Genomic DNA, 23,645 nt, shown 5'->3' with positions numbered 1-23,645 from the left:
TTTCCTTTCTGCTTCTGGGTACAGGAAAAAGAGCTCGGGCTAAATACGCCCGGCTCTTTCTCCTGCTGCTTATTTGTTTCCTCTTATCTCAGAAATAGCTTTTTCGCGGTCAGTTTGGCCATAAACAGCAGAACCGGCAACAAGTAAATTTGCGCCCGCTTCGATGACTAGCGGGGCTGTTTCTTTGTTGACGCCGCCGTCTACTTCAATTAGCAGATCATGTTTCCCTTTTTCCTCTGCCATTCGTTTCACTTCTTTTATTTTCGGAAGAACAGAATGAATAAATTTCTGTCCGCCAAATCCAGGGTTCACCGTCATTAAGAGTACGAGATCAAGTTCTTCAAAAATATGCTCAATTACTTGAACAGGTGTATGCGGATTCAGGACAACGCCAGCTTTTACACCCTGCTCTTTCATAAGCTGGATTGTCCGGTGAAGGTGCGGACAGGCTTCGGCATGTACAGACAGGATATTTGCTCCAGCTTTTGCGAAAGCCGGGATATAACGATCCGGCTCTTCAATCATTAAATGTACATCCAGGGGCAGTTTCGTCACCGGACGAATGGCTTCTACAATCAGCGGCCCAATCGTAATATTCGGGACAAAATGGCCGTCCATGACATCAACATGAATGTAATCGGCTCCGCCTTTTTCTACATCTTGAATCTCTTTGCCTAAAGCGGCAAAATCAGCTGAAAGAATAGAAGGTGCAATCTTTACCATGATCTAATACCTCGGCTTTCTGTCTTTGATCTCTGTAATAAATTCAACATAATGGTCGTAGCGGTACTGCTTTAATTCCCCTTCTTCAACAGCTTGTTTGACTGCACATTTCGGCTCTTTCAAATGCAAACACCCTCTGAATTTGCATGATGCGCTTTTTTCTCTGATGTCAGGGAAGGTGTAGCCCAGCTCTCCTTCTTCTATGTCTGTAAACTCAAGAGAGCTGAAACCCGGCGTATCCGCAACCAGACCTCCGGACGTGTGAATGAGCTCCACATGGCGGGTTGTGTGCTTCCCGCGGCCTAAATGCTCGGAAATCTCGTTTGTTCTCAAACCCAGCTCGGGACTGATCGCGTTGAGAAGCGAGGATTTGCCAACCCCAGACTGACCGGCAAAGACCGTTGTTTTGCCGCGGAAATGCGGGATGATCTCCGTTAAACTGTCTTGGTCCTTTGAAGAGGTAAGATACACGTCATAGCCAATATTCCGGTAGTCTTCAGCATACGCTTGAATGAGCTTTTGTGTATGTTGATCTTCAATTAAATCCATTTTTGTAATACAAATAATCGGCTGGATGTCATTCGCTTCTACGAGAACCAAGAAACGGTCGAGCAATGCTGTGCTGAAAGATGGCTGCATCGCCGAGAAAACAAGCACCGCTTGATCAACGTTGCAGATCGGCGGCCTGATAAGTTCATTGGTTCTTTCTTTAATCTCTAGAAGATATCCTTCTTTATTATTTTCAGCTTGATAAACAACATAATCACCGACCAAAGGGGTGATTTTATTTTTTCTGAAAATGCCTCTTCCTCTGCATTGTATAACTTTTCCGTTATTTGAATCCTCTGATTCATCCAGTACGTAATAAAAGCCGCTAAGCGCTTTAATAATTTTGCCCTCAGGCATATTTTCCCTCCTTGTTATTCATCTTTCGGATACTCAATTGTTTTGTAGCTGACGACTTTATTATTTACCATCACTTGATAGTACCCTTTTTGGCCAGGTTCAATCTTCAGTTCGATCGTCCGTTCTACGGGCTCTTTAATCTTAAAATGTTCGTAAGTGTCAGAAATGCTGTGGTCCGCGTCGTCAATCGCGATTTGCACCTCCAGCTCGTCCCCTTCGTTTTCAGGCTCATATGGAATCTTGACTTTTTCTTTCACTGTTTTCGCCGGTTTTTTCTCAGGTCCGAGAGAAAATGTCACTTCGACCTCATTTCCCGGCTTTAGCGCCGTTCCCGCTGCCGGTTTTTGTTTGACAACCTGTCCTTCCGGAACGTCATCTGAGTACGCTTCTTTTTCCACCAGCTTGAGCCCGTTATCTTCCAGATATCCTGAGGCTGCTTCTTTACTGTATGTTTTTAAATCTCTGAGCGTAATATCTTCCGGCCCGATGCTGACTGTGAGCTTAACTTGATCTTCGTCCGGCACAAGTTCGGTCCCTGCTGACGGATTCTGGTCTATGACAGTGCCGGCGTCTTTCTCATCATTATTTACTTCATCCACCGTTACATTTTTAAAGCCCTGTTCCTTTAACACTTTTTTTGCCTTGTCGACTGATTGGTCCGTCACATCACCGATCTGCTTTTTTGCTTTACCTGTACTCTTATAAAGCGTAACCGTTGCTCCTTCTTTAACAGTGGACTCGGCTTTAGGATCGGTTTTGACCATCAGGCCTTCTTCGATCTTCTCATCTGAGATTTCCAAAACGTCTGAATCTACCTGCAAGCCTTCTTTTTCTAGAAGATCTGCCGCTTTCTCATATTCCATCCCTGCTACATCGGGTATTTTGACATCCTTAGGCATAAAAAGAGAAGGAAAAACAGTGACGGCGAGAACTCCTGCCGTGATAAAAATCAGGCATATGGTGAGCAAAATCCACGGCCATTTTTTTCTCTTAGCTTTTTTCTTCGTTTGGTTTTCTTGAGGAAATGTCATGTCAGCTTCGGTTTCATTAGAAGCTTTCGCAAGCTCTGCATCCTTAATAATCGGAATCGCTTTCGTCATTTCTTCATCATCTTGAATCGTAAATTTCTTTTCGTTGAGCCTGTCCGCGTCAAAAGCTGTTCGAATATCTTCTTCCATATCTTCAGCAGTTTCATAGCGATGAAAAGGATCTTTGGCGGTTGCCTTTAATATGATGTTTTCAACGCTTTGGGGTACTGAGGGATTCCACCTTTTCGCTGAAGGGGTTTCAGCCTGAAGATGCTTTAAGGCGATGCTGACAGCCGATTCTCCATCAAACGGGATTCGGCCGGTTAACAGCTCAAATAAGACAATCCCAAGTGCATAAATATCTGATTTTTTTGTGGCCAGACCGCCCCGCGCCTGTTCGGGGGATAAATAATGGACTGAGCCCAGCACAGAATTGGTGTGGGTGATTGTTGTCGAAGTCAGTGCAGTCGCAATTCCAAAATCCGTTACTTTGATATTGCCCATATGGTCGATCAAAATGTTATGCGGTTTAATATCCCTGTGGACAATATGATTTTGGTGGGCATGGGCAATGGCTGAGACAATTTGCTCCATGATGCTGAGCGCTTCTTTAGGGTGAAGCGGCCCATTTGCTGTTATGTATTCTTTTAGCGTCATGCCCTCTACGTATTCCATGACAATATAGTAGATATCACCTTCCTCGCCCAAATCATAAATGCTGACAATATTCGGGTGATCAAGGCTTGATGCCGATTGGGCTTCTCTTCGGAAACGCCTGATAAACTCATTGTCATTCACATAGTCAAACCGCAGGATTTTGATTGCGACTTCACGATCAAGAATAATGTCCTCAGCTAAATAAACGTTGGCCATTCCCCCGCCGCCTATGGCACGGAGAATCTGGTAACGCCCGCTGATTCGCTTGCCGATTAGCACTGATCTTCACCCTCTTCAACATGTAAAGCAAGCTCAAGCAAAACTGCTGTAATATTGTCTTCCCCGCCATTCTCATTGGCTTTGTCCACAAGCAGGTTTACTTTTTCCTGAGGAGCTGAATCGCTTTGCAGGATGTCTTTTAATTCAGTGACTTCCACTTTATTCGTCAGTCCATCAGAACATAAAAGGAGTTTGTCTCCGGGTTCAATTTCGAAAGAACGTGCGTCAATACTGACAGATTGATCTGTTCCGAGCGCCTTCGTCAGCACATTTTTGCGCGGATGATGCTCAGCATCTTCTCTGGAGATTTCACCGGTGCGAACCAGTTCATTCACAAGAGAATGATCCTCTGTCACCTGAACGAAAAGATCGTCCTGAAGCAAATAGCATCTGCTGTCGCCTATATGAGCAACGGAAACCGTTTTGCCTGTAAAAAGAGCGCATACAATGGTTGTTCCCATGCCTTGGCATTCTTCGTGCGCTTGGGCATGATCGTAAATCTTACTGTTTACCGCGAGAATCTGTTCAATGAGCCACTCTTCACACTCTGACGGCGCCGCAGGAACCGTATCTGCCTCATTCCATTTCTCTCCCATGGCTTTCACAGCCATCTTGCTTGCAACATCTCCAGCAAGATGGCCGCCCATGCCATCAGCGACAACCGCTAATACAAAATCGTCTTTCCCCTTAAAAATACCCGCATCATCTTCATTATGCTGGCGGATTTTCCCTGTATCTGTTTTTAAGGCTGTTAACAACCCTCATCACCTCGTCTCGTCTTGACGCTCCTTCGCGCGAAGCTGACCGCAGGCTGCGTCAATGTCATGGCCTTGCTCTCTTCGGATCGTGACATTTACTCCGCGGGATTTCAGCGTTTTCTCAAAAGCAAAAATCTGCTCGCGCGGTGTGCGGACGTAATCCCGTTCAGGCACATAGTTTACCGGAATCAAGTTCACGTGGCATTTTACGCCTTCCAGCAAGTCTGCAAGCTCTTCAGCGTGCTCGACCTGATCATTTACGCCGCCGAACAGACCATATTCAAAGCTGATCCGGCGTCCTGTTTTATTAATGTAATATTTAACGGCTTCCATTAAATCAGGCAGCTTGTACGCTCTGTTAATCGGCATCAAACGGCTTCTGATTTCTGTATTTGGCGCGTGCAGAGAAATCGCAAAGTTAATCTGCATTTGCTGATCAGCGAATTCGTAAATTTTCGGGATGATTCCGCTTGTAGAAACAGTAATATGGCGGGCTCCTATATTTAGTCCCTTATCATGGTTAATGATTTTTAAGAAGGCGAGCATTTCGTTAAAGTTATCAAATGGTTCGCCAATTCCCATGATGACGACAGAGCTGACGCGTTCATCCGTTTCATCCAGCGCTTTTTGAACTTTCACCACTTGAGCGACAATTTCGCCCGCTTCAAGATTTCGTTTTAAGCCGCCGAGCGTTGATGCGCAGAATGTGCAGCCAATGCGGCAGCCGACTTGTGTCGTTACACATACAGAATTACCATACTCGTGTCTCATTAAAACGGTTTCGATTGTATAACCGTCGTGAAGCTCGAATAAAAACTTCATCGTACCATCTTGAGAAGTTTGTTTAACTGCTGTTTTCAGCGTCGTTAATACGAAATGAGTGTTTAATTTCTCACGCAGATCCTTTGACAGGTTTGTCATTTCGTCAAAAGAAGATACTCGTTTTTCGTAAAGCCATTCAAAAATCTGTGCCGCGCGGAACGGTTTCTCTCCGTTGTCTGTCAGCCATTGTTTGATTTCGTCTAATTCAAAAGAATAAATTGAAGGACGCTCTGTCCGCAATTCTTTTCTGATCTTTGTTTTTTTAAGTTCTGTCATTGCTTATCCCTTCTTTCTCATGCTGCAAATAAAGAAACCATCTGTTCCGAAATAATGCGGAAGGATTTGAAGCCTCCCATCCCGAACAAAGGGTCTCGCCTTTTCGGGCAGCCGCTTTTCAAGAGACAAATCGGGTTCAAAATCAGGATGTTCTTGTATAAAAGCATGGATAACTTCTTCATTTTCTGTCCGATCCATTGTACACGTACTGTAGACAAGAGTGCCACCTTTTTTTACTAATGGCGCAATTTCCCTTAAGATAGACAGCTGGATTTCAGCAAGCCGGGAGCTGTCATTCGGGGTTTTGGTGTACTTCATATCCGGCTTTCTTCTGATCACGCCAAAGCCTGAGCATGGAGCGTCAACCAAAATACGGTCAAACTGTTTACTTTTAAACGTTTCTCCCGCTTTTCTCGCGTCCATTGTTTTCGCATCAATAATGGAAAGACCAAGCCGTTCTGACGCTTCTTTGATCAGCTTCACTTTATGTTTGTGAAGGTCAAGCGATGTCACACTTCCCTTGTTCTCCATTAATTCAGCGATATGGGCTGACTTTCCGCCCGGCGCCGCGCACGCATCAAGCACCGTTTCACCTGGCTTAGGGTCAAGGGCCCGGGCAACCAGCATGGAGCTTTCATCCTGGATGGACACTTCACCGGTCTGGAAGAAGTGAGTTCCGGCGATTGTTCCCTTTACAAGCTTCACAGCATCCTCGGCGAGATCGCCTTTTTCTGCTTCGATTCCTTCAGCTGCCATTTGATCAAGTATCTCCGCTCTGTCTGTTTTCATTTGATTGACACGCAGCGTTTGCTTAGGCGGAATGAGATGAATGCGGCAAATCTTTTCAGCCGCATCAAATCCGTATGCGTCTGCCCACTCTTTCACGAGCCATTCGGGATGGCTTGTTTCTGTCGCAAGCCGGAGAACAGGATCTTCGATGGCGTCAAAGGAAGGGACTCCTTCGCGCTGAATAGAGCGAAGCACGCCGTTGACAAATGAGGCAATGCCTTTATGCCCGCGGTTTTTAGCAATCTCTACCGCTTCATGGATGACTGCCCGGTCCGGGATTTTTTCTAAATATTCCATTTGATATAGGGACAGGCGGAGAAGCTGGATAACCCACGGCTTCACCTTTTGCGGCTTGTTGATAAACGGCTTGAGCATATAATCCAGCGCGATTTTGTTTTGCAATGTACCGTACACTAGTTCAGTCAAAAGCCCCCGGTCCTGATCGCTCAGTTTATTGGATTTAATAACCGATTTCAAAAGCAGGTTACTGTATGCCTGATTTTGTTCTAATTTGACCAGCGCCTCCAGCGCAATATCACGAACGCTATTTGTTTTCATTGTGCACTCCTAACATATCACCTGTCTCAACATGAGCGCCACGGACGAAGTCTTCGCCTCGCATGCGTTTTTTGCCGGCAGGCTGCAGCTCTGTTAATAACAGTGCCGTATCGTTTCCTGTGGCCACGATAATTCCTTCTTTTTCAATAGCAATGACTGTGCCGGGCTCGGCTTTTGCCGGCGCCGCTGTTTTCTTGGCCGCCCACACTTTCAGGTTTTGTCCATTTAAAGTCGTATAGGCAACAGGCCATGGGTTTAAACCTCGAACTTGATTATAAAGCTCTTCTCCTGCTCTGGACCAGTCAATCAGCTCTTGTTCTCTTTTAATGTTTGGCGCATACGTCGCTTTCTCGTCATCCTGCTTTTCAGGTGATATGTCGCCGGCTATAACTTGAGGAACTGTTTCAGACAGAAGCTTCGCGCCAGCAACGCTTAATTTATCGTGCAGGGTTCCGACATTGTCGGTTTCTTCAATGTCTACTTCCACTTTTGAAATCATATCGCCTGCATCTAATTTTTCCACCATGTACATAATGGTAACTCCGGTTTTTTTCTTTCCTTGGAGAATGGAATAATGGATAGGGGCCCCGCCTCTCAGTTCAGGCAACAGAGACGCATGAACATTAATGCATCCGTACTTAGGGCTGTCGAGTAGCTCTTTAGGCAGAATTTGCCCAAACGCTGCCGTCACAATAAGATCCGGTTGTAACGCCAGCACCTTTTCTATTTCTTCTGTCAGTCTGACTTTCTCAGGCTGAAGAACCGGGATGCCGTGACGTAAAGCTTCTTCCTTTACAGGCGGAGGCGTGAGCACTTTTTTTCTGCCCTTCGGACGGTCAGGCTGCGTGACGACCCCCACTACTTCATATCCGTCATCTATCAGGGTTCTTAAAACAGGAACTGAAAAATCGGGTGTTCCCATAAACACGATTCTCGTCATCAAATCATCCTTCCATATCCGCTAGTTCATCTTCTGTATAATATTTGCTTATTTTTGATGTGAACAGCACGCCGTCCAAGTGGTCCATTTCATGCTGCACGGCTCTCGCGAAAAAGCCCCTTGCTTCAAGAATAAACGGTTTTCCCTGACGGTTATACGCCCGCACTTTCACATAATCGGCACGCGTGACATCTCCGTAGACGCCGGGAAAACTCAAGCATCCTTCAACTCCGGTTTGCTCGCCACTTTGTTCAAGAATTTCCGGATTCACAAGGTCAATTCTGCCGCTTTCTTCTCCGATATCAACAACAGCCGCTCTTTTTAAAATACCGATCTGCGGCGCTGCCAGTCCGACTCCATCCATTTCGAGCATGGTATCGTACATATCATCTAGCAGTTTTTTTAGCTTTTTATCAAAAACAGTAACGGTTTCCGCGGGCGTTTCCAAAACCTCCGCGGGATGTGTGACGACCTTTTTTACTGCCAATTCATTACCCTCCAAGACGTGAGATCTTACATCATCATATAAGGATTCATATCAATTGAAATCATTACATGTTTTTGTTCAATTTCGCGTTTATAATGTTCCAGTATCTTCTTCAATAAAGCTGATATCTGGGTTTCCTGTTTGTATTTTATCACGCATTGATAACGATATCTATCTTTGATCCTGGCGATCGGCGATGCGCTTGGACCAAGTATTTTCGTATCTGCCCCGCAGTTTGCTTTCAGAAAGTGTGCGATTTTCTCAGCGGTTACAGCCGCTTTTGCCACTTCCTCGTGAGAAACCGTCACAAGAGCCAAATAGTAATACGGCGGGTAGGATTGCTCCCTCCTGTGCGCCATTTCATGCTGATAAAACGTTTCATAATCATGCGTTTTCGTCAGCTGGATGCTGTAATGGGACGGTGTGTACGTTTGAATGATGACATTGCCGGGTTTTTCATGTCTTCCCGCGCGGCCGCTGACTTGTGTTAGCAGCTGAAACGTTTTTTCGGCAGATCTGAAATCAGGAATGTGCAGTGTTGTGTCAGCGCTTAAGACTCCGACAAGTGTCACATTCGGAAAATCAAGCCCTTTCGCAATCATTTGCGTTCCAAGAAGAATATCTGCTTTGCCTTCTCCGAAAGCAGACAATAATTTTTCATGGGCACCTTTCCGAGAGGTCGTATCAACATCCATCCGTATGACTCTTGCATGTGGCAGCACCTTTGTTAATTCTTCTTCCACTCTTTGTGTTCCCGTTCCGAAAAAACGGATATGATCGCTCCCGCATTCAGGACAAGTATGCGGAACAGGCTCTTCATGTCCGCAATAATGGCATTTCATCCTCTGGCCGGAACGGTGATACGTCATGGAAATGTCGCAGTGAGGGCATTGCGGGACATATCCGCAGTCCCTGCACATCACAAAGGAGGAATAGCCCCTTTTATTTAAAAACAGCACAGCCTGTTCACCCTTGGCAATGGTTTCTTCAAGCTTTTCCATCAATTCTATTGAAAACATAGAGCGATTGCCGTTTCTGAGCTCCTCTCTCATATCCACAAGCGAAACCTCAGGCATCACTTGGTGATTGACGCGGTGTTTCAGCGAAAGCAGCTCGTACACTCCTTTTTGCGCCCGTGCATATGACTCTAACGTCGGTGTAGCACTACCTAATACAACCGGACAGCGATGGTGCTCCGCCCGCTTGATCGCTACTTCTTTCGCATGGTATCGCGGCATTTCCTCTTGTTTATAGGACGATTCATGCTCCTCATCGATGATAATCATCCCGAGATTTTCAAACGGGGCAAAAATAGCGGACCTCGCGCCAACGACAAGCCGTACTTCCTTGCGGTGGATTTTGCGCCACTCGTCATACTTTTCACCAGTGGATAACCCGCTGTGCATCACGGCTACCTGAGAGCCGAAGCGCCCTTTAAAGCGATGAACCATTTGCGGCGTTAACGATATTTCCGGTACAAGTACAATGGCTTCTTTTCCTTTCGCAAGCACTTTTTCAATCGACTGGAGATAAATTTCCGTTTTGCCGCTTCCTGTCACCCCATGCAGGAGAAACACTTGATGTTCATTGTTATCTAACGTCCGGCGTATCGGCTGAAAGGCCGCGCTCTGCTCGTCTGTCAGCGGCAGCGGTTCTGTTTTTTTGAACATTTTGTCCTGATAGGGATCTCTGTAAACCTCTTCATAGGTTTCTTTCAGAAGCCCCTTTTGGATCAGGGTCTTGATGGTGGCTGAGCTTGCGTCTGTTTTTTTGCACAGGTCCGCAGCAGGTATTTTCGTGCCTTCCGGTTCCGTCATGAAAAAGTGCAGGATCGCCTGCTGTTTGGCCGCTTGTCGGGATAAACCCTCAGCCTGCTTGGAGAGCTCTTCTTTACCGGCATTGGCCTGAATATACCTGACCATTTTTTTGTTCGCTTTTTGCGCCACCTTATAAGTTACATCGATATGGCCTTTTTGAACCTGCTTCTGGATGATTTTCAGCGTATCGTGATCAGGTATATCGGAATACAGCAAGCTCTTTGTTTCAGAAAACAGCCGTTCTACCTGCGGCGGGATGTCCGCACCTTCCGCAATCTTCAGCTCTTTTTCATATTTTGCCTTTAATGCGGCAGGCAGCATCGCTTGAAGCGCCGTAATCTTAAAAGACAGCGTTTTGTCTGACAGCCATGAAGACAAATTCATCAGCTCTTCTGTCAAAACAGGCGTAAGATCTAATAAATCCTCCACTTCTTTGACAGATTTACCTGAGAGATCAGACGTATCTTTGACAGCTGTCACAAACCCTTGAATTTTACGGGGGCCAAACGGAACAATGACCCTCATTCCCGTTTTGATCATACCTTTAAGATGGTCTGGGATTTTGTAATCAAACGGCCTGTCTATATTTTTGGTGCTGACATCAACGATGACTTCGGCAAAATTCATGAGTGCTCTCCGGTTTGTTTTAAGAGGGCTGCGACTTCTCCAAGAATGTCAAACGAAACATCGAGCTTAGACATCTTCGGCAGCTCGCGTTTGCGCCCGCCTTTGAAAAAGAGCGTCACAATATTCGTATCAGCACCAAAACCGGCCCCTGCCGCTTTCACATCATTCGCCACAATCATGTCAAGATTTTTGGCAGAAAGCTTTTTGCGGGCGTAATGTTCCACATCTTGTGTCTCAGCAGCAAAACCGACTAACAGCTGATGCTGTTTTTTCTCGCCCAATTCTTTTAAGATGTCGACTGTTCTTTTTAATTCAAGGGTCATTCCGCCGTCTTGTTTTTTCATTTTTTGGTCAAATACTGTTTTTGGCGTAAAATCGGCAACAGCAGCTGTTTTTATGACGACGTCGCTTCTCTCATACACAGAGAGCACCGCATCGCGCATGTCCGCAGCCGATTGGACAGGGATAAACTGAGAAAGCCCTTTAGGGACATCAAGAGAAACCGGCCCTGAGATCAAGGTCACGTTTGCACCAAGCCGCACCGCAGCCTCAGCTAATGCGTATCCCATTTTACCCGTCGATTTATTCGTGAAAAAACGCACAGGATCAACTGCCTCCCGTGTCGGGCCTGCTGTGATCACCACTTGTTTGCCTTCTAAAGGCGCGTCTTTTTCTTCTGCAAAATGCTTTGCCGCAAGCTTCACGATGTTTTCGGGTTCTTCCAATCTTCCTTTTCCAACGTAACCGCATGCTAAATAGCCCTCGCTCGGTTCAATAAAACGAAAACCATCCTGATAAAGGACAGAAATATTGCGTTTGACTGCCGGATGGTCATACATATGCACATTCATGGCGGGCGCAATCCATACCGGCGCTGTTGCCGCTAATAAGGTTGTTGTCAGCATATCATCAGCAATGCCGTTGGCCAGTTTTCCAATCACATTGGCCGTAGCCGGCGCAACAATAATCAGGTCGGCCCAGTCAGCTGCGTCTATATGAGAGATGACGTTTGGATTTTGTTCTTTAAATGTATCTGTATATACTTCATGGCGGCTCAATGCCTGAAATGTCAGCGGTGAAACGAACTGGCACGCAGATTCAGTCATAATGACTTTAACATTTGCCCCTGCCTGCACCAGCTTGCTTGTCAGCGCACAGGCTTTATAAACAGCGATGCCTCCGCTCACGCAAAGTAACACATTTCGATTGTTCAGCAATGACTTCTCCCCCTCTGCAATTTAAAACAGCACGGAAAAAAATAACAACCTACATGATATAGGTTGCTACTTGTGCTACTATTCGCGGTCTTCCTTTTCAAACGAAAGCAGGCCTGCATCAATTTCTTCTAAAGCTTTGCCTACATATTTGTGTGAAATCGTATGTTCAATCATCTGGTCTTTTTTGATTTGCATTTCACGCGCGCGTCTAGCAGAAACGGTTACGAGCGTGTATTTCGAATCCAATTTATTCATTAATGAGTCAATTGACGGATCTAACATCAGTTATTCAACCTCCAGCATTTTCTTATATCTTGGTGCAACGCGCTCACGCTTCAAATGTTCAGCGAGAACGATTGCTTTGATTTTGTCGCAAGCCGTTTCGACATTATCATTTTCTACGACGTAATCATATGCGTCCATCATTTCGATCTCAGCTTTTGCGGCTTTCATGCGATTTTCAATCAGAGCATCTGTTTCCGTTCCTCTTGTCACAATTCTGTTCTTCAGTTCAGAAAGACTCGGAGGCGCAAGGAAAATAAACAGACCTTCCGGGAAAGCATTTCTCACTTGAAGAGCGCCTTGAACTTCGATTTCTAAAAAGACGTCTTTTCCTTCTTGGAGCGTCTGTTCAACATAATCGACAGGAGTGCCGTAATAATTGCCGACATATTCTGCCCATTCAAGCAGTTTATTGTTTGCAATCATTTGCTCAAATTCTTCTCTCGTTTTGAAAAAATAATCGACTCCGTTCACTTCGCCCTCTCGCGGGTTTCTCGTTGTTACTGAAATCGAATACTCGAATTTTGTGTCTTCTTGCGAAAAAATCGCTTGCCGAACCGTTCCTTTACCAACTCCTGAGGGACCTGAGAGAACGATTAATAACCCTCTTTCTTTCATGCGGCAATTATCCCTGCCCTTCATCCATAATTTCTTCTTTAACAGAAAGTCTGTGTGCAACTGTCTCAGGCTGGACGGCAGATAAGATAATGTGATCACTATCCATGACGACAACTGCACGGGTTCTTCGTCCGTATGTAGCGTCAATTAGCATTCCGCGGTCTCTTGCATCCTGGATCATCCGTTTGATTGGCGCAGACTCCGGGCTGACAATCGAAATCATCCGATTGGCGGAGATAATATTGCCAAATCCGATATTAATCAGTTTAATCGTCATCTTCTACGTTCCCCCTGTAAAATAGACGTCTCTAGTTTAGCCTAGCAAGTCCGTCTGTAAACAATACGCACAGTCACTATTCTATATTTTGCACTTGTTCTTTTATTTTTTCAATAGAACTTTTCATTTCGACGACAAGCTTTGTGATCTGGTGATCATTTGCTTTTGAGCCGATTGTATTTGCTTCCCGATTCAGCTCCTGGACAAGAAAGTCGAGTTTGCGCCCGACAGCTCCGCCTTCAGCTAATATATCACGAAACTGAGCGAAGTGGCTCTTCAGTCTTGTAATCTCTTCTGTAATATCAGAACGATCTGCAAAAATAGCGCATTCTGTAACAAGCCGGCTCTCGTCCAACACGTCTTCGGTCCATTCCTTTATTCTGGCGTACAGCCGTTCCCTGTAACGAGATACCGCATCGGCTGCCAAAGATTCGGTCTTTTCGGCCAGCTCTTCAAGCTGATCAATATGCATCAGACAGTCTTTGGCTAAAAGCAGCCCCTCTTTTTCGCGCATCTCACAGAGTCCTTTTACGGCTTCCTCTGCAGCAGCTGTTATTAACTCCTCAAGCTTTTCATTTTGAGTCTGTTCCTCATGAATCTGGACGACATGATCAAGCTTGAAGAAGTCCATGACATCAGGCTCTGCGGACAATTGATATCGCTTTTTCATATCCTCTGCAGCTGCGACAAACTCATCGAGAAGCGGCCAATCAATGTCAAGCCTTCTCTCTACAAGCATATCACTGTCAACGGAGACGAAAAGCTCAATTCTTCCGCGCTGTATGTACTGCAGAATCGTCTGTTTCAGCTTATCTTCTAAATATAGCAAAGGCCTTGGCAAACGAGCGTTCACTTCTTTAAACCTGTAATTCACAGATTTAAGTTCAACGCTTACAGAGAGATCATCTTGTGTTTTGCTTGCACTGCCGAAGCCTGTCATACTTCGTATCATAAATAAAACACCCAATTTCTTCCCTGTTCTCAAAATAAAAGGGCAATAGACATGCTATTACCCCTAAGATTATATCATATGAATTTATTTTTTTCTTGTCAAAAGTGACCCCGCCAGCAAAAAAGTAGGGATGGCCGACATGCCGATGACCAGCATCCAGTCTCCCGGCGTGATGGCAACCGTATGGAAAATCGGCTGAAGCGGCGGATAGTAAATGACCACCAGCATCAGTAAAATCGATGACAATACAGCGCCGATCAGATACAAGTTTTCAAACGGATTTCTGGAAAAAACGGACGTTTCGCTCCGGCAGTCAAATACGTGAATGAGCTGAGCCAGCACCAACGTCGCAAACGCAATTGTCTGCGCATAAGACAAATTCTCAGGATTGCGGTGATACACGATGATAAAAGCCAAAATCGTGGCAGCACCGATTAAAAATCCTCTGGAGACCACCTTCCATCCAAGCTTGCGGGCAAACACCCCTTCTTTCGGGTGACGCGGCTTCCGCTTCATAACGTCTCCTTCCGGCTGATCCATGCCGAGCGCCATTGCCGGCAATCCATCTGTCACCAAGTTGACCCACAAAATCTGAATCGGCACGAGCGGCAAAGGAAGGGCAAGCAGCATGGCGAAAAGCATGACCAGAATTTCTCCTACGTTAGAAGCCAGCAGGTATCGGATAAATTTTCTAATATTTTCATAGATGTTTCTGCCTTCTTTTATCGCTGATTTAATGGTTGCAAAATTATCATCTACGAGAATGAGGGATGATGCTTCCTTCGCCACATCCGTTCCTGTAATACCCATGGCAACGCCGATGTCAGCCTGTTTGATAGCCGGCGCGTCATTGACGCCGTCTCCTGTCATTGCAACGATATGTCCGTTTTCCTGATACGCTTTAACAATTTTCAATTTATGCTCAGGGGAAACGCGGGCAAACACATACACATCCTCCACTACGTCAGAAAGCTCTTCTTGCGAAAGCTCATTCAGCATCTGGCCGTCCATGATTTTTCCGCTTTTCGGGAGGAGGCGCAAATCTTTCGCTATAGCTTTTGCTGTCTCAACATGATCCCCTGTAATCATGACAGTCTTAATTCCCGCTTCACGGCATTCTTTAATCGCCTGTCTGACTTCAGGGCGCGGCGGATCTATGATGCCTGAAAGGCCAAGCATTGTCAGGTCTTTTTCCGCCTGCTCCATTGACGGTGTTTCCCCTGCTTTTACCGGTCTATAGGCAACCGCAATCGTTCGGAGCGCCTGGGAAGCCAGTTGCCGTAATACTGCCTCTGTTTCTGCTTTTCTCTCATTTGAGAAAGGAGCGGCAGAGCCGTCATAATAAATACGGGCAGACCGCTGCATCAGGACATCCGGCGCGCCTTTCGTAATGATATAGCGCTTTCTGTCCTGATCCTCTACAATGACAGTCATCATTTTTCGTGCTGAATCAAACGGAAACTCCTCAATCACCCGGTAATGGGATTCCACAAACTCCTTTGAAAAGCCGCCTTTTCTTGCCGCGGTGAGCAACGCTCCCTCTGTCGGATCTCCGTCAAGCACATAGTCACCGTTTCTTTTTTCAATATTCGAATTGTTACAAAGCGCTCCGAACAATAGCATTTGCTCCAGCGGCTTATGCTCATTCACACTGACCTCTTTATCGTTCAGTGTGAAGCCTCCTTTCGGATCGTAGCCTGTGCCCGACACTCTCCACGTTTTTCCTCCGGACCATACATGTGTGACCGTCATTTTGTTTTGCGTCATTGTTCCTGTTTTGTCTGAACAAATAATAGAGGCACACCCAAGCGTCTCAACCGCGGGAAGCTTTCTCACGATTGATTTTTGCTTGATCATACGCTGTACACCCAATGACAGCGCTACTGTCACAATGGCTGGCAGCCCTTCTGGAATGGCGGCTACCGCTAGCGAAACACCGGCTAAAAACATACTGTACAGATCGTGTCCTTGGATCACGCCGACAGCGACAACAAGTACAGTGAGCAGCAAAGCGACAACAATTAAAATTTTCCCGAGCTGCTCGAGCCTTCTTTGCAGCGGGGTTGACAGAGTTCCCGCCGATTCAAGCATGTCAGCGATTTTCCCCATAGCCGTGTTCATTCCTGTACCGACGACAACACCGACACCGCTGCCGCGGGTGACGATGGTTCCCATAAAGGCCATATTCGTAATATCCCCCAGCGACACATCGGGTTTTTTCAATTTATCCGCATGTTTCACAACCGGGATTGACTCTCCGGTTAACGCTGATTCTTCAATTTCCAGGCTTTTCGCTTCGACAATCCGGACATCTGCTCCAATCCGGTCGCCGCTTGTAAACTTCACAATGTCGCCCGGCACCAGTTCTTTAGAAGGGATCTTTGTCCAGCTTCCTTCCCTGAGCGCCATCACATGAGGAGTTGACAGCTCTTTTAATGCCTGAAGAGATTGCTCTGCACGCCGTTCTTGAAAGAACCCAAGTATGCCATTCACAAACACAATCGCAATAATCGCAACCGCGTCCACATATTCACCAAGAAACCCTGAAATTAATGTTGCCGCAAGCAGCACAAGCACCATGAAATCTTTAAACTGCGCCAAAAACAAGATAAGCGCTGATGTTTTTTTCCCTTCTTGAAGCTCGTTTGGCCCATGCTTGTCGAGGCGTTTTTTCACCTCTTTTTCAGTTAATCCTTGTTTCATGGACGTATTTGTTGCCTCTAATAAATCTGTTTGTCCCATTTCATGAAACTTCATTCCGCTCGTCCACTCCCCTGCTCTCTTATAGAGATATCACTCTATAAGCATGCTTATTCTGACTCGTCCCATTTCATGCTATAATTATCGAATGCAGGAAGAATGAGAGGGTGTATTATATATGTCGTTTGATGGCATGTTTACATACGGAATGACACACGAACTGAACGAGCGAATAATGGGCGGACGGATCACGAAAGTCCATCAGCCTTATAAGCACGATGTGATTTTTCACATCCGCGCCAATGGAAAAAACCAAAAGCTTTTATTATCGGCACACCCAAGCTATTCACGGGTGCATATCACGGCACAAACGTATGAAAACCCGAGTGAACCGCCGATGTTTTGCATGCTGCTAAGAAAGCATATTGAAGGCGGATTTATTGAAAAAATTGAACAGGCGGGCCTTGACCGCATTATGATTTTTCATATTAAAAGCCGTAATGAAATCGGCGATGAAACGCATCGAAAGCTTTATGTCGAAATTATGGGCCGCCACAGCAATATCATTCTGACGGACGGAGAGGAAAATGCGATCATCGACGGGCTGAAACATCTATCACCGTCAATGAACAGCTATCGCACCGTACTGCCGGGCTACGATTATAAGCTTCCGCCGGCCCAGGACAAGATCTCACCGCTAGAAGCGACTGAAGATGACATGTTGCGTCATCTCAGTTTTCAAGAAGGACGGCTAGATAAACAAATTGTTGACCATTTTTCCGGTGTTTCTCCGCTCTTCGCAAAAGAAGCTGTCCACAGAGCGGGCCTTGCCAACAAAGTGACACTGCCAAAAGCGTTGCTGGAGCTCTTTGCAGAGGTAAGGGAGCACCGTTTCAACCCTAACATCACGACTGGTAACGGGAAGGAATATTTTTATCTGCTGGAGCTGACTCACCTTAAAGGAGAAGCACGCCGCTTCGATTCATTAAGTGAGCTGCTGGACCGTTTTTATTTCGGAAAAGCTGAACGGGACCGGGTTAAACAGCAGGCTCAGGATCTTGAGCGGTTCGTTGTGAATGAACGGAAAAAGAACGCCAACAAAATCAAAAAACTAGAAAAAACACTGGAGTATTCGGAAAACGCTAAGGAATTTCAGCTTTACGGGGAGCTGCTGACTGCGAATTTATATATGATAAAAAAAGGCGACAAGCAGGCTGAAGTCATCAACTACTATGATGAGGAAAATCTGACAATCACCATCCCGCTGAATCCGAACAAGACGCCTTCAGAGAATGCACAGGCCTATTTCACTAAGTATCAGAAGGCGAAAAACTCAGTTGCCGTTGTCGAAGAACAAATCAGGCTGGCTCAGCAAGAAATTGAATACTTCGACCAGCTGATTCAGCAGCTGTCTTCCGCTTCTCCGCGTGATATCAGTGAAATCAGAGAAGAGCTGGTGGAGGGGAAATATTTACGTCCTAAGCAGCAAAAAGGGCAGAAAAAACAAAAACAGAACAACCCTGTTTTAGAAACATACGAATCCTCTTCCGGTCACACTATTTTAGTTGGCAAAAACAACCGTCAAAACGAGTATTTAACGACCAAAGCAGCTGCCAGAGACGACATATGGCTTCACACGAAGGATATCCCGGGCTCCCATGTTGTCATCAGAAGCAGCGAGCCGGATGAACAAACAATTATTGAAGCCGCCACAATTGCAGCTTATTTTTCAAAAGCAAAAGATTCAAGTTCTGTGCCTGTTGATTATACAAAAATCAGGCACGTCAAAAAGCCGAACGGCGCAAAGCCCGGATTCGTGACTTATGACAGCCAGCATACCGTCTTTGTCACGCCTGATGCGGATACTGTCATCAGGCTGAAAAAAAGCTGATTCATATAAAGAAAAGCCAGAGCAGCAACTGCTCTGGCTTATTTATTTCTTCTGATCTGATAAAGCCTGTCTACTTCGCTGACAAAGTCGCCGTCAATGAGCACGTCCACTTTTTCAGCAAGTTCCTTCGTATGCTTTGGACTGGCTCCGTTTGTCGAAACAGAAACCGTAACATGCCCTCTTTTTACGATTTTCGGCATGTACACATTGCCCAGCTCAGCGTCACTGGCACAGTTGACAAGCTGGGAAGGCGATGCATTTTGAGCGATCTCTTTATTCACAGCGGCGTCATCCGTCGCGGCAATAATCAAAAAAGCATCGAGATAATCCTCTTTCTCAATCTTCCGGCTCAGCCACTTGATTTGGCGATTGTCTGCCATCTGCCTGATTTCCGGTTCCGCAACCGGACTGACAAGCGTAATATCCGCTCCCTCAGAAAGCACCGTTTTTAACCTTCTGAGCGCAATACTGCCGCCTCCTGCGATCACAACCTTTTTCTTCTGCAAACTAATGTGAAGCGGGAGCATATGAGCCTCCGTCAAAATTAAATTGCCCCTCATGGTTGTCAGCAGTTTCTTTCACACGATGTAAAAATGCCTTTTTCACATGCGGGTGGAAACCGATATAGGAAGAGAGGTAGACATTTGAATTTTCGGCCTTCAATTTCTGGACCTCACGTTCAATCTCATTCATCAGCATCCCGGTAAACAGCAAATACGGAACAATAAAGGTCGTCACGCCGTCATCTTTTTTCAGCTCAGAAAAAACCTCTTTGTAATTGGGACCGCATGCTGTCATAAAACATGGAATCACTTCCTTGACGGGCATGATGTTTTGGAGCAATCCGGCAATGCCGGTTACGTCTCTTTTTACATCTGGGTCTGAGCTTCCCCTGCCGATGAGCACAACCTTGGCGTTTTCGTACGGAACGCCTATGTCTTTAACACGATGATAGACAGCTTTGACAACTTCTTCGTCAATCCCAATCGGACTTCCGTATGAGATATGGACTGAAGGATACCGGGATGCGGCACGGGCAATTTCTTCCGGAATATCATGTTTTGCATGAGCAGCCGTTAAAAGAAGCAGAGGCACCACTGCGATATGAGTGGCGCCTTGCTTCACACATGCTTCAAACCCTGTCTCAATTGCCGGCTCCTGCAGCTCTAAAAAACTGATTTCCTGAACAGGGGCAGAGATGTGCGCTTTGCATCCTTCCAAAAATGCAGCGGCCTCTTGCTGAGCCTTTTTTACCCGGCTGCCGTGGCCGACATATAAAATCGCTTGTTTCATTTACAACGCCTCGCTTAAATCTTGTTTTTTCAGCTCAGATTCAAACCATTCCAGCTTATAGTGATAATTTACAACATTTCCAACAACAATTAAACTCGGATTTTTAATGTCTTCTTTTTTCACCGTTTCTGAAAGGGTGTCAACTGTACAAAAAACAGATTTTTGCTTGTCCGTTGTTCCCCAATGAATAAACGCTGCCGGAGTAGAACCGTCCCGGCCGTTTTCCAGGAGTTTTTTTTCGATCTGCTGCACATTTTTAATGCCCATATAGATGACAAGTGTATCAATCCCTGTGGCCAGCGCTTTCCACTTTTCCTCAAAATCCTCTTCTTTTTTATAATGCCCCGTTACAAAAGCCACGTTAGAGCCCGCGTCCCGATGAGTGACAGGAATCCCGGCATAAGCAGCCGCCGCGATTCCCGATGTGATACCGGGGACAATTTCAAACGGAATGCTATTTTCAGAAAGGCATTCCGCTTCTTCCCCTCCTCTGCCGAACACAAATGGGTCTCCGCCTTTCAATCTGACAACGGTTTTCCCTTTTTGCGCATACTTCACAAGAAACCGATTGATGGTTTCCTGCTTCATTGTATGAAAATCTGGAAGCTTCCCGCAGTAGATCAGGTCCGCCTGCTCCTTGGCATAATGCAAAATCTCTTTATTTACTAATCTGTCATATAGGATTACATCAGCTTTTTCAATGGCTTTCAGCGCTTTAATTGTCAGCAGATCAGGATCTCCGGGACCCGCTCCTACAATATATACTTTCCCCATCGTCTTTCCCCCGATCTATTCGAGTTCTTCCAGAACGTTCGCTGTGATGTTGTTCTTGTTTGCATTTTCGGCATCTGAGAAGAACACAGCTGAGCGGCGTTTAGCTCAGTTGCTGCTTTACAAACTCGATCAGCTGATTTTTGCACTCTTCACGATCATATTGTCCTGAGTCAAGGACGAGCTCAGGAGCTTCCGGTTCTTCATATGGAGAATCAATGCCTGTGAAGAACGGAATTTCTCCGTTTCTTGCTTTTTTGTAGAGCCCTTTTGGATCTCTTTGTTCACAAATATCGAGGTCGCATTTAATATAAACTTCGTTAAATTCGCCTGCTTCCACAAGCTGGCGAACCTGGTCTCTGTCCTCACGGAAAGGAGAGATAAAAGCAGTAATGACAATGGTGCCCTGCTGCACAAAAAGTTTCGCTACCTCTCCGATTCGGCGGATGTTTTCTTTTCGGTCTTCATCAGAAAAACCGAGATCTTTATTTAAACCGTGGCGAATGTTGTCACCATCCAGCACAATAACTTGGTAGCCTTGCTCAAAAAGTTCTCTCGCAGCAGCATTGGCAATGGTGGATTTGCCTGATCCGCTTAAGCCCGTCAGCCAGAGAATGGAGCTTTTATGCTTGTTTTTTTGCTGATACTCTTCTTTTGTAATAGAGGCTTCATGCCATACGATATCGCGATTTGTCACTGCCAGTCCCCCTTAAGAAACGCCTGCTTCTTCTTTTTTCTTCATGCCTTTGATTAACACCTCTACAACTTCTGCGCGGCTGAATTCTGCAGGCGGCAGTACACCGTCTCTCAGCATCCCTCTCACCTTGGTGCCTGATAAAATCACGTGATGCTCTCTGCCGTGCGGGCACGTTTTCGCTGTTCCCATATTTCCGCATTTTTCGCAGAAGAAGCTGTGCTCGAATTTCAGCGGTGTAATGCCGAGTTCTTCAGGTTTAAATGTGTCAAACAGCTCCTGGGCTTCGTACGTGCCGTAATAGTCACCGACACCGGCGTGATCGCGGCCGACAATGAAATGCGTGCAGCCGTAGTTTTTTCTGACAAGCGCATGGAAAATCGCTTCTCTCGGACCGGCATAACGCATTGCAGCCAAGAAAACGCCAAGGAAGACACGGTCTTTCGGGTAATAGTTGTCAAGAAGCACTTGATAGCTTTCCATCCGGACATCAGCGGGGATGTCATCAGATTTTGTTTCGCCGACAAGCGGGTTTAAAAACAAACCGTCCACTGTCTCAAGAGCCGTTTTTTGAATATATTCATGCGCTCTGTGAACAGGATTTCTCGTTTGGAAACCGACAATTGTTTCCCAGCCTTTTTCTGCAAACTGGCGTCTTGTTTCCGTCGGTTCAAATGTAAACTCAGGGAATTGTTTGGAAGCTTTTTTAATCAGTGTGATCGGACCGCCGACATATGTATCACCGCGGCTGAACAGCTTTTTTACCCCCGGATGAACCTGATCATCCGTTTTATACACGTTAACAGCTTCTTTTTGTTTGTCAGGCACGTATAAGTCTTCAATTTGGATAACGCCGTATGTTTCTCCGTCATACGTTAATTTTACTGTTTCGCCGACTGACAGTTCGGCTGCTTTTTGTGCATCTACCGGCAGCGTGATCGGAATAGACCATACAACGCCGGAAGCAAGACGCATGTTTTCAACAACAGATACGTAATCTTTCTCATTTAAGAAGCCTTCGATCGGGCTGTATCCGCCGATTCCGATCAATTCCAGGTCGGCAAAAGAAATCAAATCAAGTTCAATTTCTTTCTGAATGCCGCTTACCTCATATGACTCATTTACTCGGTTTACCAGTTTTCCTCCATGTGGTGCTAAGCTCATAATATTCATTTCCTCCTAGTTAACAGATAAAATAACTCAGATTAATAGTTAGATTCCCCCGCCTTGATCGTGGACAGAGCGTCTCTCTTTACGAATGGCTTTTGTCAGGCTGACGGCACCGCCTGCCGCTAAAAGCACACTTACCATGATAAAGATTGAATAATAATCCGCCTTTAAAAACATAGATACAAGCAGATAGGAGATGGATAAAGATAAAAACGGCGACACGATCCATACTTTCAGCATCGTTTGAACGACCTGTTTATGAAATACGTTTGGTCCGTTTTTCGCCATGCCTATTCCGATAATAGACGATGACGTTACTTGCGCCAAGGGCACCGGCATTCCAAATATAGAACTGATGATCACCAGCCCTGCTCCTGTTCCGGATAGGAGAATGCCTTCCCCTTTTGAAAACCGCGTGATTTTCTTCCCGTTTGTTTCTAACACCCTGCGGCCTAATATCAGTGCGCCCAGGGCTACAAAAACTCCCCCATACAGGGTTCCTTTCGCTACATCCAGTACGCCGGCAGCCACTAACGGTCCAACAGCATTCGCTACATTGTTCATGCCCGCAGAAAATGCTTCAAAAAAACCAGCGCATAGCAAAAGGATGCCAAGGATGTTTTGTTTACGGGAAGACGTAATTTCGATTTTAAAATAACGAAACAGCTTTGCTACAAAAAATGTAAAACCAAAAGCGAACAGCGGAACGAAAATCCAAAATGAAACAATAATCAGAAGATTGTTTACAAACAATACTTTGTACGCAACGCCCACACCGACAACCGCCCCGACCGTGACTTCACTTGTCGATAAAGGAATGCCGAGCAGATTAGCTGTAAAAAGCGACAGGGCAGCAGCCCCGATAATGATGCAAACAATCGTCAGCGTGATCGTCTGTTCCGGGATAATCCCAGAGCTGATGGTTTTCACAACTTCGCCCCCGCCAATGACAGCCCCGGCCAGAACACCAACGGCACATATGATCAAAGCGTAGGTTTTCTTTTTGACGGCCCCAGAGCCGTAAGCAACTCCCATTGAAGCTGCAGCGCCGCTTGCGCCAATATTCACTGCGAAAAACAAGCTAAATAAAATAGCGGCTAATTCCATTTTACA

Annotated in this window: 22 protein-coding genes; 1 reads left to right on the top strand and 21 read right to left on the bottom strand. The window is 45.8% G+C overall.

All coding sequences use genetic code 11. The features are described from left to right. Positions 1–69: 69 nt before the first annotated feature. From rpe to NSS75_RS08725, 15 genes are all read right to left on the bottom strand, one after another. Positions 70–723 (bottom strand): ribulose-phosphate 3-epimerase, encoded by a 654-nt coding sequence (rpe, locus tag NSS75_RS08795; protein ID WP_024121365.1) that lies wholly within the window; start codon positions 721–723, stop codon positions 70–72. Positions 724–726: 3 nt separating this feature from the next. After that, positions 727–1,629: a ribosome small subunit-dependent GTPase A gene (rsgA, locus tag NSS75_RS08790; protein ID WP_024121364.1), complete on the bottom strand. Its 903-nt coding sequence runs from the start codon at positions 1,627–1,629 to the stop codon at positions 727–729. 14 nt (positions 1,630–1,643) lie between these two features. Beyond that, positions 1,644–3,593 (bottom strand): Stk1 family PASTA domain-containing Ser/Thr kinase, encoded by a 1,950-nt coding sequence (gene pknB / locus NSS75_RS08785; RefSeq protein WP_339237022.1) that lies wholly within the window; start codon positions 3,591–3,593, stop codon positions 1,644–1,646. Further along, positions 3,587–4,351, bottom strand: a complete 765-nt coding sequence (prpC, locus tag NSS75_RS08780; RefSeq protein ID WP_024121362.1) for a protein-serine/threonine phosphatase PrpC — start codon at positions 4,349–4,351, stop codon at positions 3,587–3,589. The genes pknB and prpC overlap by 7 nt, the downstream gene beginning before the upstream one ends. Before the next feature lie 6 nt (positions 4,352–4,357). Then, on the bottom strand, positions 4,358–5,449 hold the full coding sequence (gene rlmN, locus NSS75_RS08775; RefSeq protein ID WP_024121361.1) for a 23S rRNA (adenine(2503)-C(2))-methyltransferase RlmN: 1,092 nt from the start codon (positions 5,447–5,449) through the stop codon (positions 4,358–4,360). Between the two features lie 3 nt (positions 5,450–5,452). Then, positions 5,453–6,796: a 16S rRNA (cytosine(967)-C(5))-methyltransferase RsmB gene (gene rsmB / locus NSS75_RS08770; RefSeq protein ID WP_024121360.1), complete on the bottom strand. Its 1,344-nt coding sequence runs from the start codon at positions 6,794–6,796 to the stop codon at positions 5,453–5,455. Next, positions 6,783–7,736: a methionyl-tRNA formyltransferase gene (fmt, locus tag NSS75_RS08765; protein ID WP_024121359.1), complete on the bottom strand. Its 954-nt coding sequence runs from the start codon at positions 7,734–7,736 to the stop codon at positions 6,783–6,785. The genes rsmB and fmt overlap by 14 nt, the downstream gene beginning before the upstream one ends. A gap of 4 nt (positions 7,737–7,740) precedes the next feature. Continuing rightward, on the bottom strand, positions 7,741–8,223 hold the full coding sequence (def, locus tag NSS75_RS08760; RefSeq protein WP_024121358.1) for a peptide deformylase: 483 nt from the start codon (positions 8,221–8,223) through the stop codon (positions 7,741–7,743). A gap of 26 nt (positions 8,224–8,249) precedes the next feature. After that, positions 8,250–10,667 (bottom strand): primosomal protein N', encoded by a 2,418-nt coding sequence (gene priA / locus NSS75_RS08755; RefSeq protein ID WP_024121357.1) that lies wholly within the window; start codon positions 10,665–10,667, stop codon positions 8,250–8,252. Further along, entirely contained in the window at positions 10,664–11,884 is a 1,221-nt protein-coding gene (gene coaBC, locus NSS75_RS08750) for a bifunctional phosphopantothenoylcysteine decarboxylase/phosphopantothenate--cysteine ligase CoaBC (RefSeq protein ID WP_024121356.1), read from the bottom strand. The genes priA and coaBC overlap by 4 nt, the downstream gene beginning before the upstream one ends. Before the next feature lie 78 nt (positions 11,885–11,962). After that, entirely contained in the window at positions 11,963–12,166 is a 204-nt protein-coding gene (rpoZ, locus tag NSS75_RS08745) for a DNA-directed RNA polymerase subunit omega (protein WP_003221520.1), read from the bottom strand. Between the two features lie 3 nt (positions 12,167–12,169). Beyond that, a complete protein-coding gene (gene gmk / locus NSS75_RS08740; protein WP_024121355.1) occupies positions 12,170–12,784 on the bottom strand; it encodes a guanylate kinase in 615 nt (204 codons plus the stop codon). A gap of 7 nt (positions 12,785–12,791) precedes the next feature. Next, positions 12,792–13,061: an extracellular matrix/biofilm regulator RemA gene (gene remA, locus NSS75_RS08735; protein WP_003154355.1), complete on the bottom strand. Its 270-nt coding sequence runs from the start codon at positions 13,059–13,061 to the stop codon at positions 12,792–12,794. 76 nt (positions 13,062–13,137) lie between these two features. Next, positions 13,138–14,013 (bottom strand): YicC/YloC family endoribonuclease, encoded by an 876-nt coding sequence (locus tag NSS75_RS08730; protein WP_024121354.1) that lies wholly within the window; start codon positions 14,011–14,013, stop codon positions 13,138–13,140. 84 nt (positions 14,014–14,097) lie between these two features. Continuing rightward, positions 14,098–16,770: a calcium-translocating P-type ATPase, SERCA-type gene (locus NSS75_RS08725; protein WP_213418612.1), complete on the bottom strand. Its 2,673-nt coding sequence runs from the start codon at positions 16,768–16,770 to the stop codon at positions 14,098–14,100. Between the two features lie 121 nt (positions 16,771–16,891). On the opposite strand from NSS75_RS08725, the gene rqcH reads away from it, so the two are divergent. Further along, entirely contained in the window at positions 16,892–18,604 is a 1,713-nt protein-coding gene (gene rqcH / locus NSS75_RS08720) for a tRNA modification protein RqcH (protein ID WP_339237015.1), read from the top strand. Between the two features lie 38 nt (positions 18,605–18,642). Here the strand turns inward: rqcH and sirC are convergent, their stop codons facing one another. The 6 genes from sirC to cysP all read right to left on the bottom strand — a co-directional run bounded on the left by sirC (position 18,643) and on the right by cysP (position 23,639). Continuing rightward, positions 18,643–19,131: a precorrin-2 dehydrogenase gene (gene sirC, locus NSS75_RS08715; protein ID WP_127696905.1), complete on the bottom strand. Its 489-nt coding sequence runs from the start codon at positions 19,129–19,131 to the stop codon at positions 18,643–18,645. Then, on the bottom strand, positions 19,112–19,897 hold the full coding sequence (sirB, locus tag NSS75_RS08710) for a sirohydrochlorin chelatase (RefSeq protein WP_101863357.1): 786 nt from the start codon (positions 19,895–19,897) through the stop codon (positions 19,112–19,114). Before sirB ends, sirC begins: the two co-directional genes overlap by 20 nt. Further along, positions 19,898–20,671 carry a uroporphyrinogen-III C-methyltransferase gene (cobA, locus tag NSS75_RS08705; RefSeq protein WP_103671396.1) on the bottom strand — a complete coding sequence of 258 codons (774 nt, stop codon included), beginning with the start codon at positions 20,669–20,671 and terminating at the stop codon, positions 19,898–19,900. It abuts the gene before it with no gap. Between the two features lie 100 nt (positions 20,672–20,771). Beyond that, positions 20,772–21,365, bottom strand: coding sequence for an adenylyl-sulfate kinase (cysC, locus tag NSS75_RS08700; protein ID WP_010334195.1), 594 nt, complete (start codon positions 21,363–21,365; stop codon positions 20,772–20,774). Between the two features lie 12 nt (positions 21,366–21,377). After that, the gene (sat, locus tag NSS75_RS08695) at positions 21,378–22,526 is read right to left on the bottom strand and encodes a sulfate adenylyltransferase (protein ID WP_198097461.1); all 1,149 of its coding nucleotides are present in this window, start codon (positions 22,524–22,526) and stop codon (positions 21,378–21,380) included. A gap of 48 nt (positions 22,527–22,574) precedes the next feature. After that, positions 22,575–23,639, bottom strand: coding sequence for a sulfate permease (gene cysP / locus NSS75_RS08690; protein ID WP_024121348.1), 1,065 nt, complete (start codon positions 23,637–23,639; stop codon positions 22,575–22,577). Between the last annotated feature and the right edge of the window lie 6 nt (positions 23,640–23,645).

Source organism: Bacillus sp. FSL K6-1012, assembly GCF_037964915.1.
In the GTDB taxonomy this organism is placed as follows: domain Bacteria; phylum Bacillota; class Bacilli; order Bacillales; family Bacillaceae; genus Bacillus; species Bacillus halotolerans.
This window is presented reverse-complemented; position numbering and strand designations above follow the sequence as displayed.

Bases quoted from the DNA above. Each gene is read 5' to 3' on its own strand.
- rpe (WP_024121365.1), bottom strand. From the start codon at position 723: ATGGTAAAGATTGCACCTTCTATTCTTTCAGCTGATTTTGCCGCTTTA.
- rsgA (WP_024121364.1), bottom strand. From the start codon at position 1,629: ATGCCTGAGGGCAAAATTATTAAAGCGCTTAGCGGCTTTTATTACGTA.
- rlmN (WP_024121361.1), bottom strand. From the start codon at position 5,449: ATGACAGAACTTAAAAAAACAAAGATCAGAAAAGAATTGCGGACAGAG.
- rsmB (WP_024121360.1), bottom strand. From the start codon at position 6,796: ATGAAAACAAATAGCGTTCGTGATATTGCGCTGGAGGCGCTGGTCAAA.
- fmt (WP_024121359.1), bottom strand. From the start codon at position 7,736: ATGACGAGAATCGTGTTTATGGGAACACCCGATTTTTCAGTTCCTGTT.
- priA (WP_024121357.1), bottom strand. From the start codon at position 10,667: ATGAATTTTGCCGAAGTCATCGTTGATGTCAGCACCAAAAATATAGAC.
- rpoZ (WP_003221520.1), bottom strand. From the start codon at position 12,166: ATGTTAGATCCGTCAATTGACTCATTAATGAATAAATTGGATTCGAAA.
- gmk (WP_024121355.1), bottom strand. From the start codon at position 12,784: ATGAAAGAAAGAGGGTTATTAATCGTTCTCTCAGGTCCCTCAGGAGTT.
- remA (WP_003154355.1), bottom strand. From the start codon at position 13,061: ATGACGATTAAACTGATTAATATCGGATTTGGCAATATTATCTCCGCC.
- NSS75_RS08730 (WP_024121354.1), bottom strand. From the start codon at position 14,013: ATGATACGAAGTATGACAGGCTTCGGCAGTGCAAGCAAAACACAAGAT.
- NSS75_RS08725 (WP_213418612.1), bottom strand. From the start codon at position 16,770: ATGAAGTTTCATGAAATGGGACAAACAGATTTATTAGAGGCAACAAAT.
- rqcH (WP_339237015.1), top strand. From the start codon at position 16,892: ATGTCGTTTGATGGCATGTTTACATACGGAATGACACACGAACTGAAC.
- sirC (WP_127696905.1), bottom strand. From the start codon at position 19,131: ATGCTCCCGCTTCACATTAGTTTGCAGAAGAAAAAGGTTGTGATCGCA.
- sirB (WP_101863357.1), bottom strand. From the start codon at position 19,897: ATGAAACAAGCGATTTTATATGTCGGCCACGGCAGCCGGGTAAAAAAG.
- cobA (WP_103671396.1), bottom strand. From the start codon at position 20,671: ATGGGGAAAGTATATATTGTAGGAGCGGGTCCCGGAGATCCTGATCTG.
- sat (WP_198097461.1), bottom strand. From the start codon at position 22,526: ATGAGCTTAGCACCACATGGAGGAAAACTGGTAAACCGAGTAAATGAG.
- cysP (WP_024121348.1), bottom strand. From the start codon at position 23,639: ATGGAATTAGCCGCTATTTTATTTAGCTTGTTTTTCGCAGTGAATATT.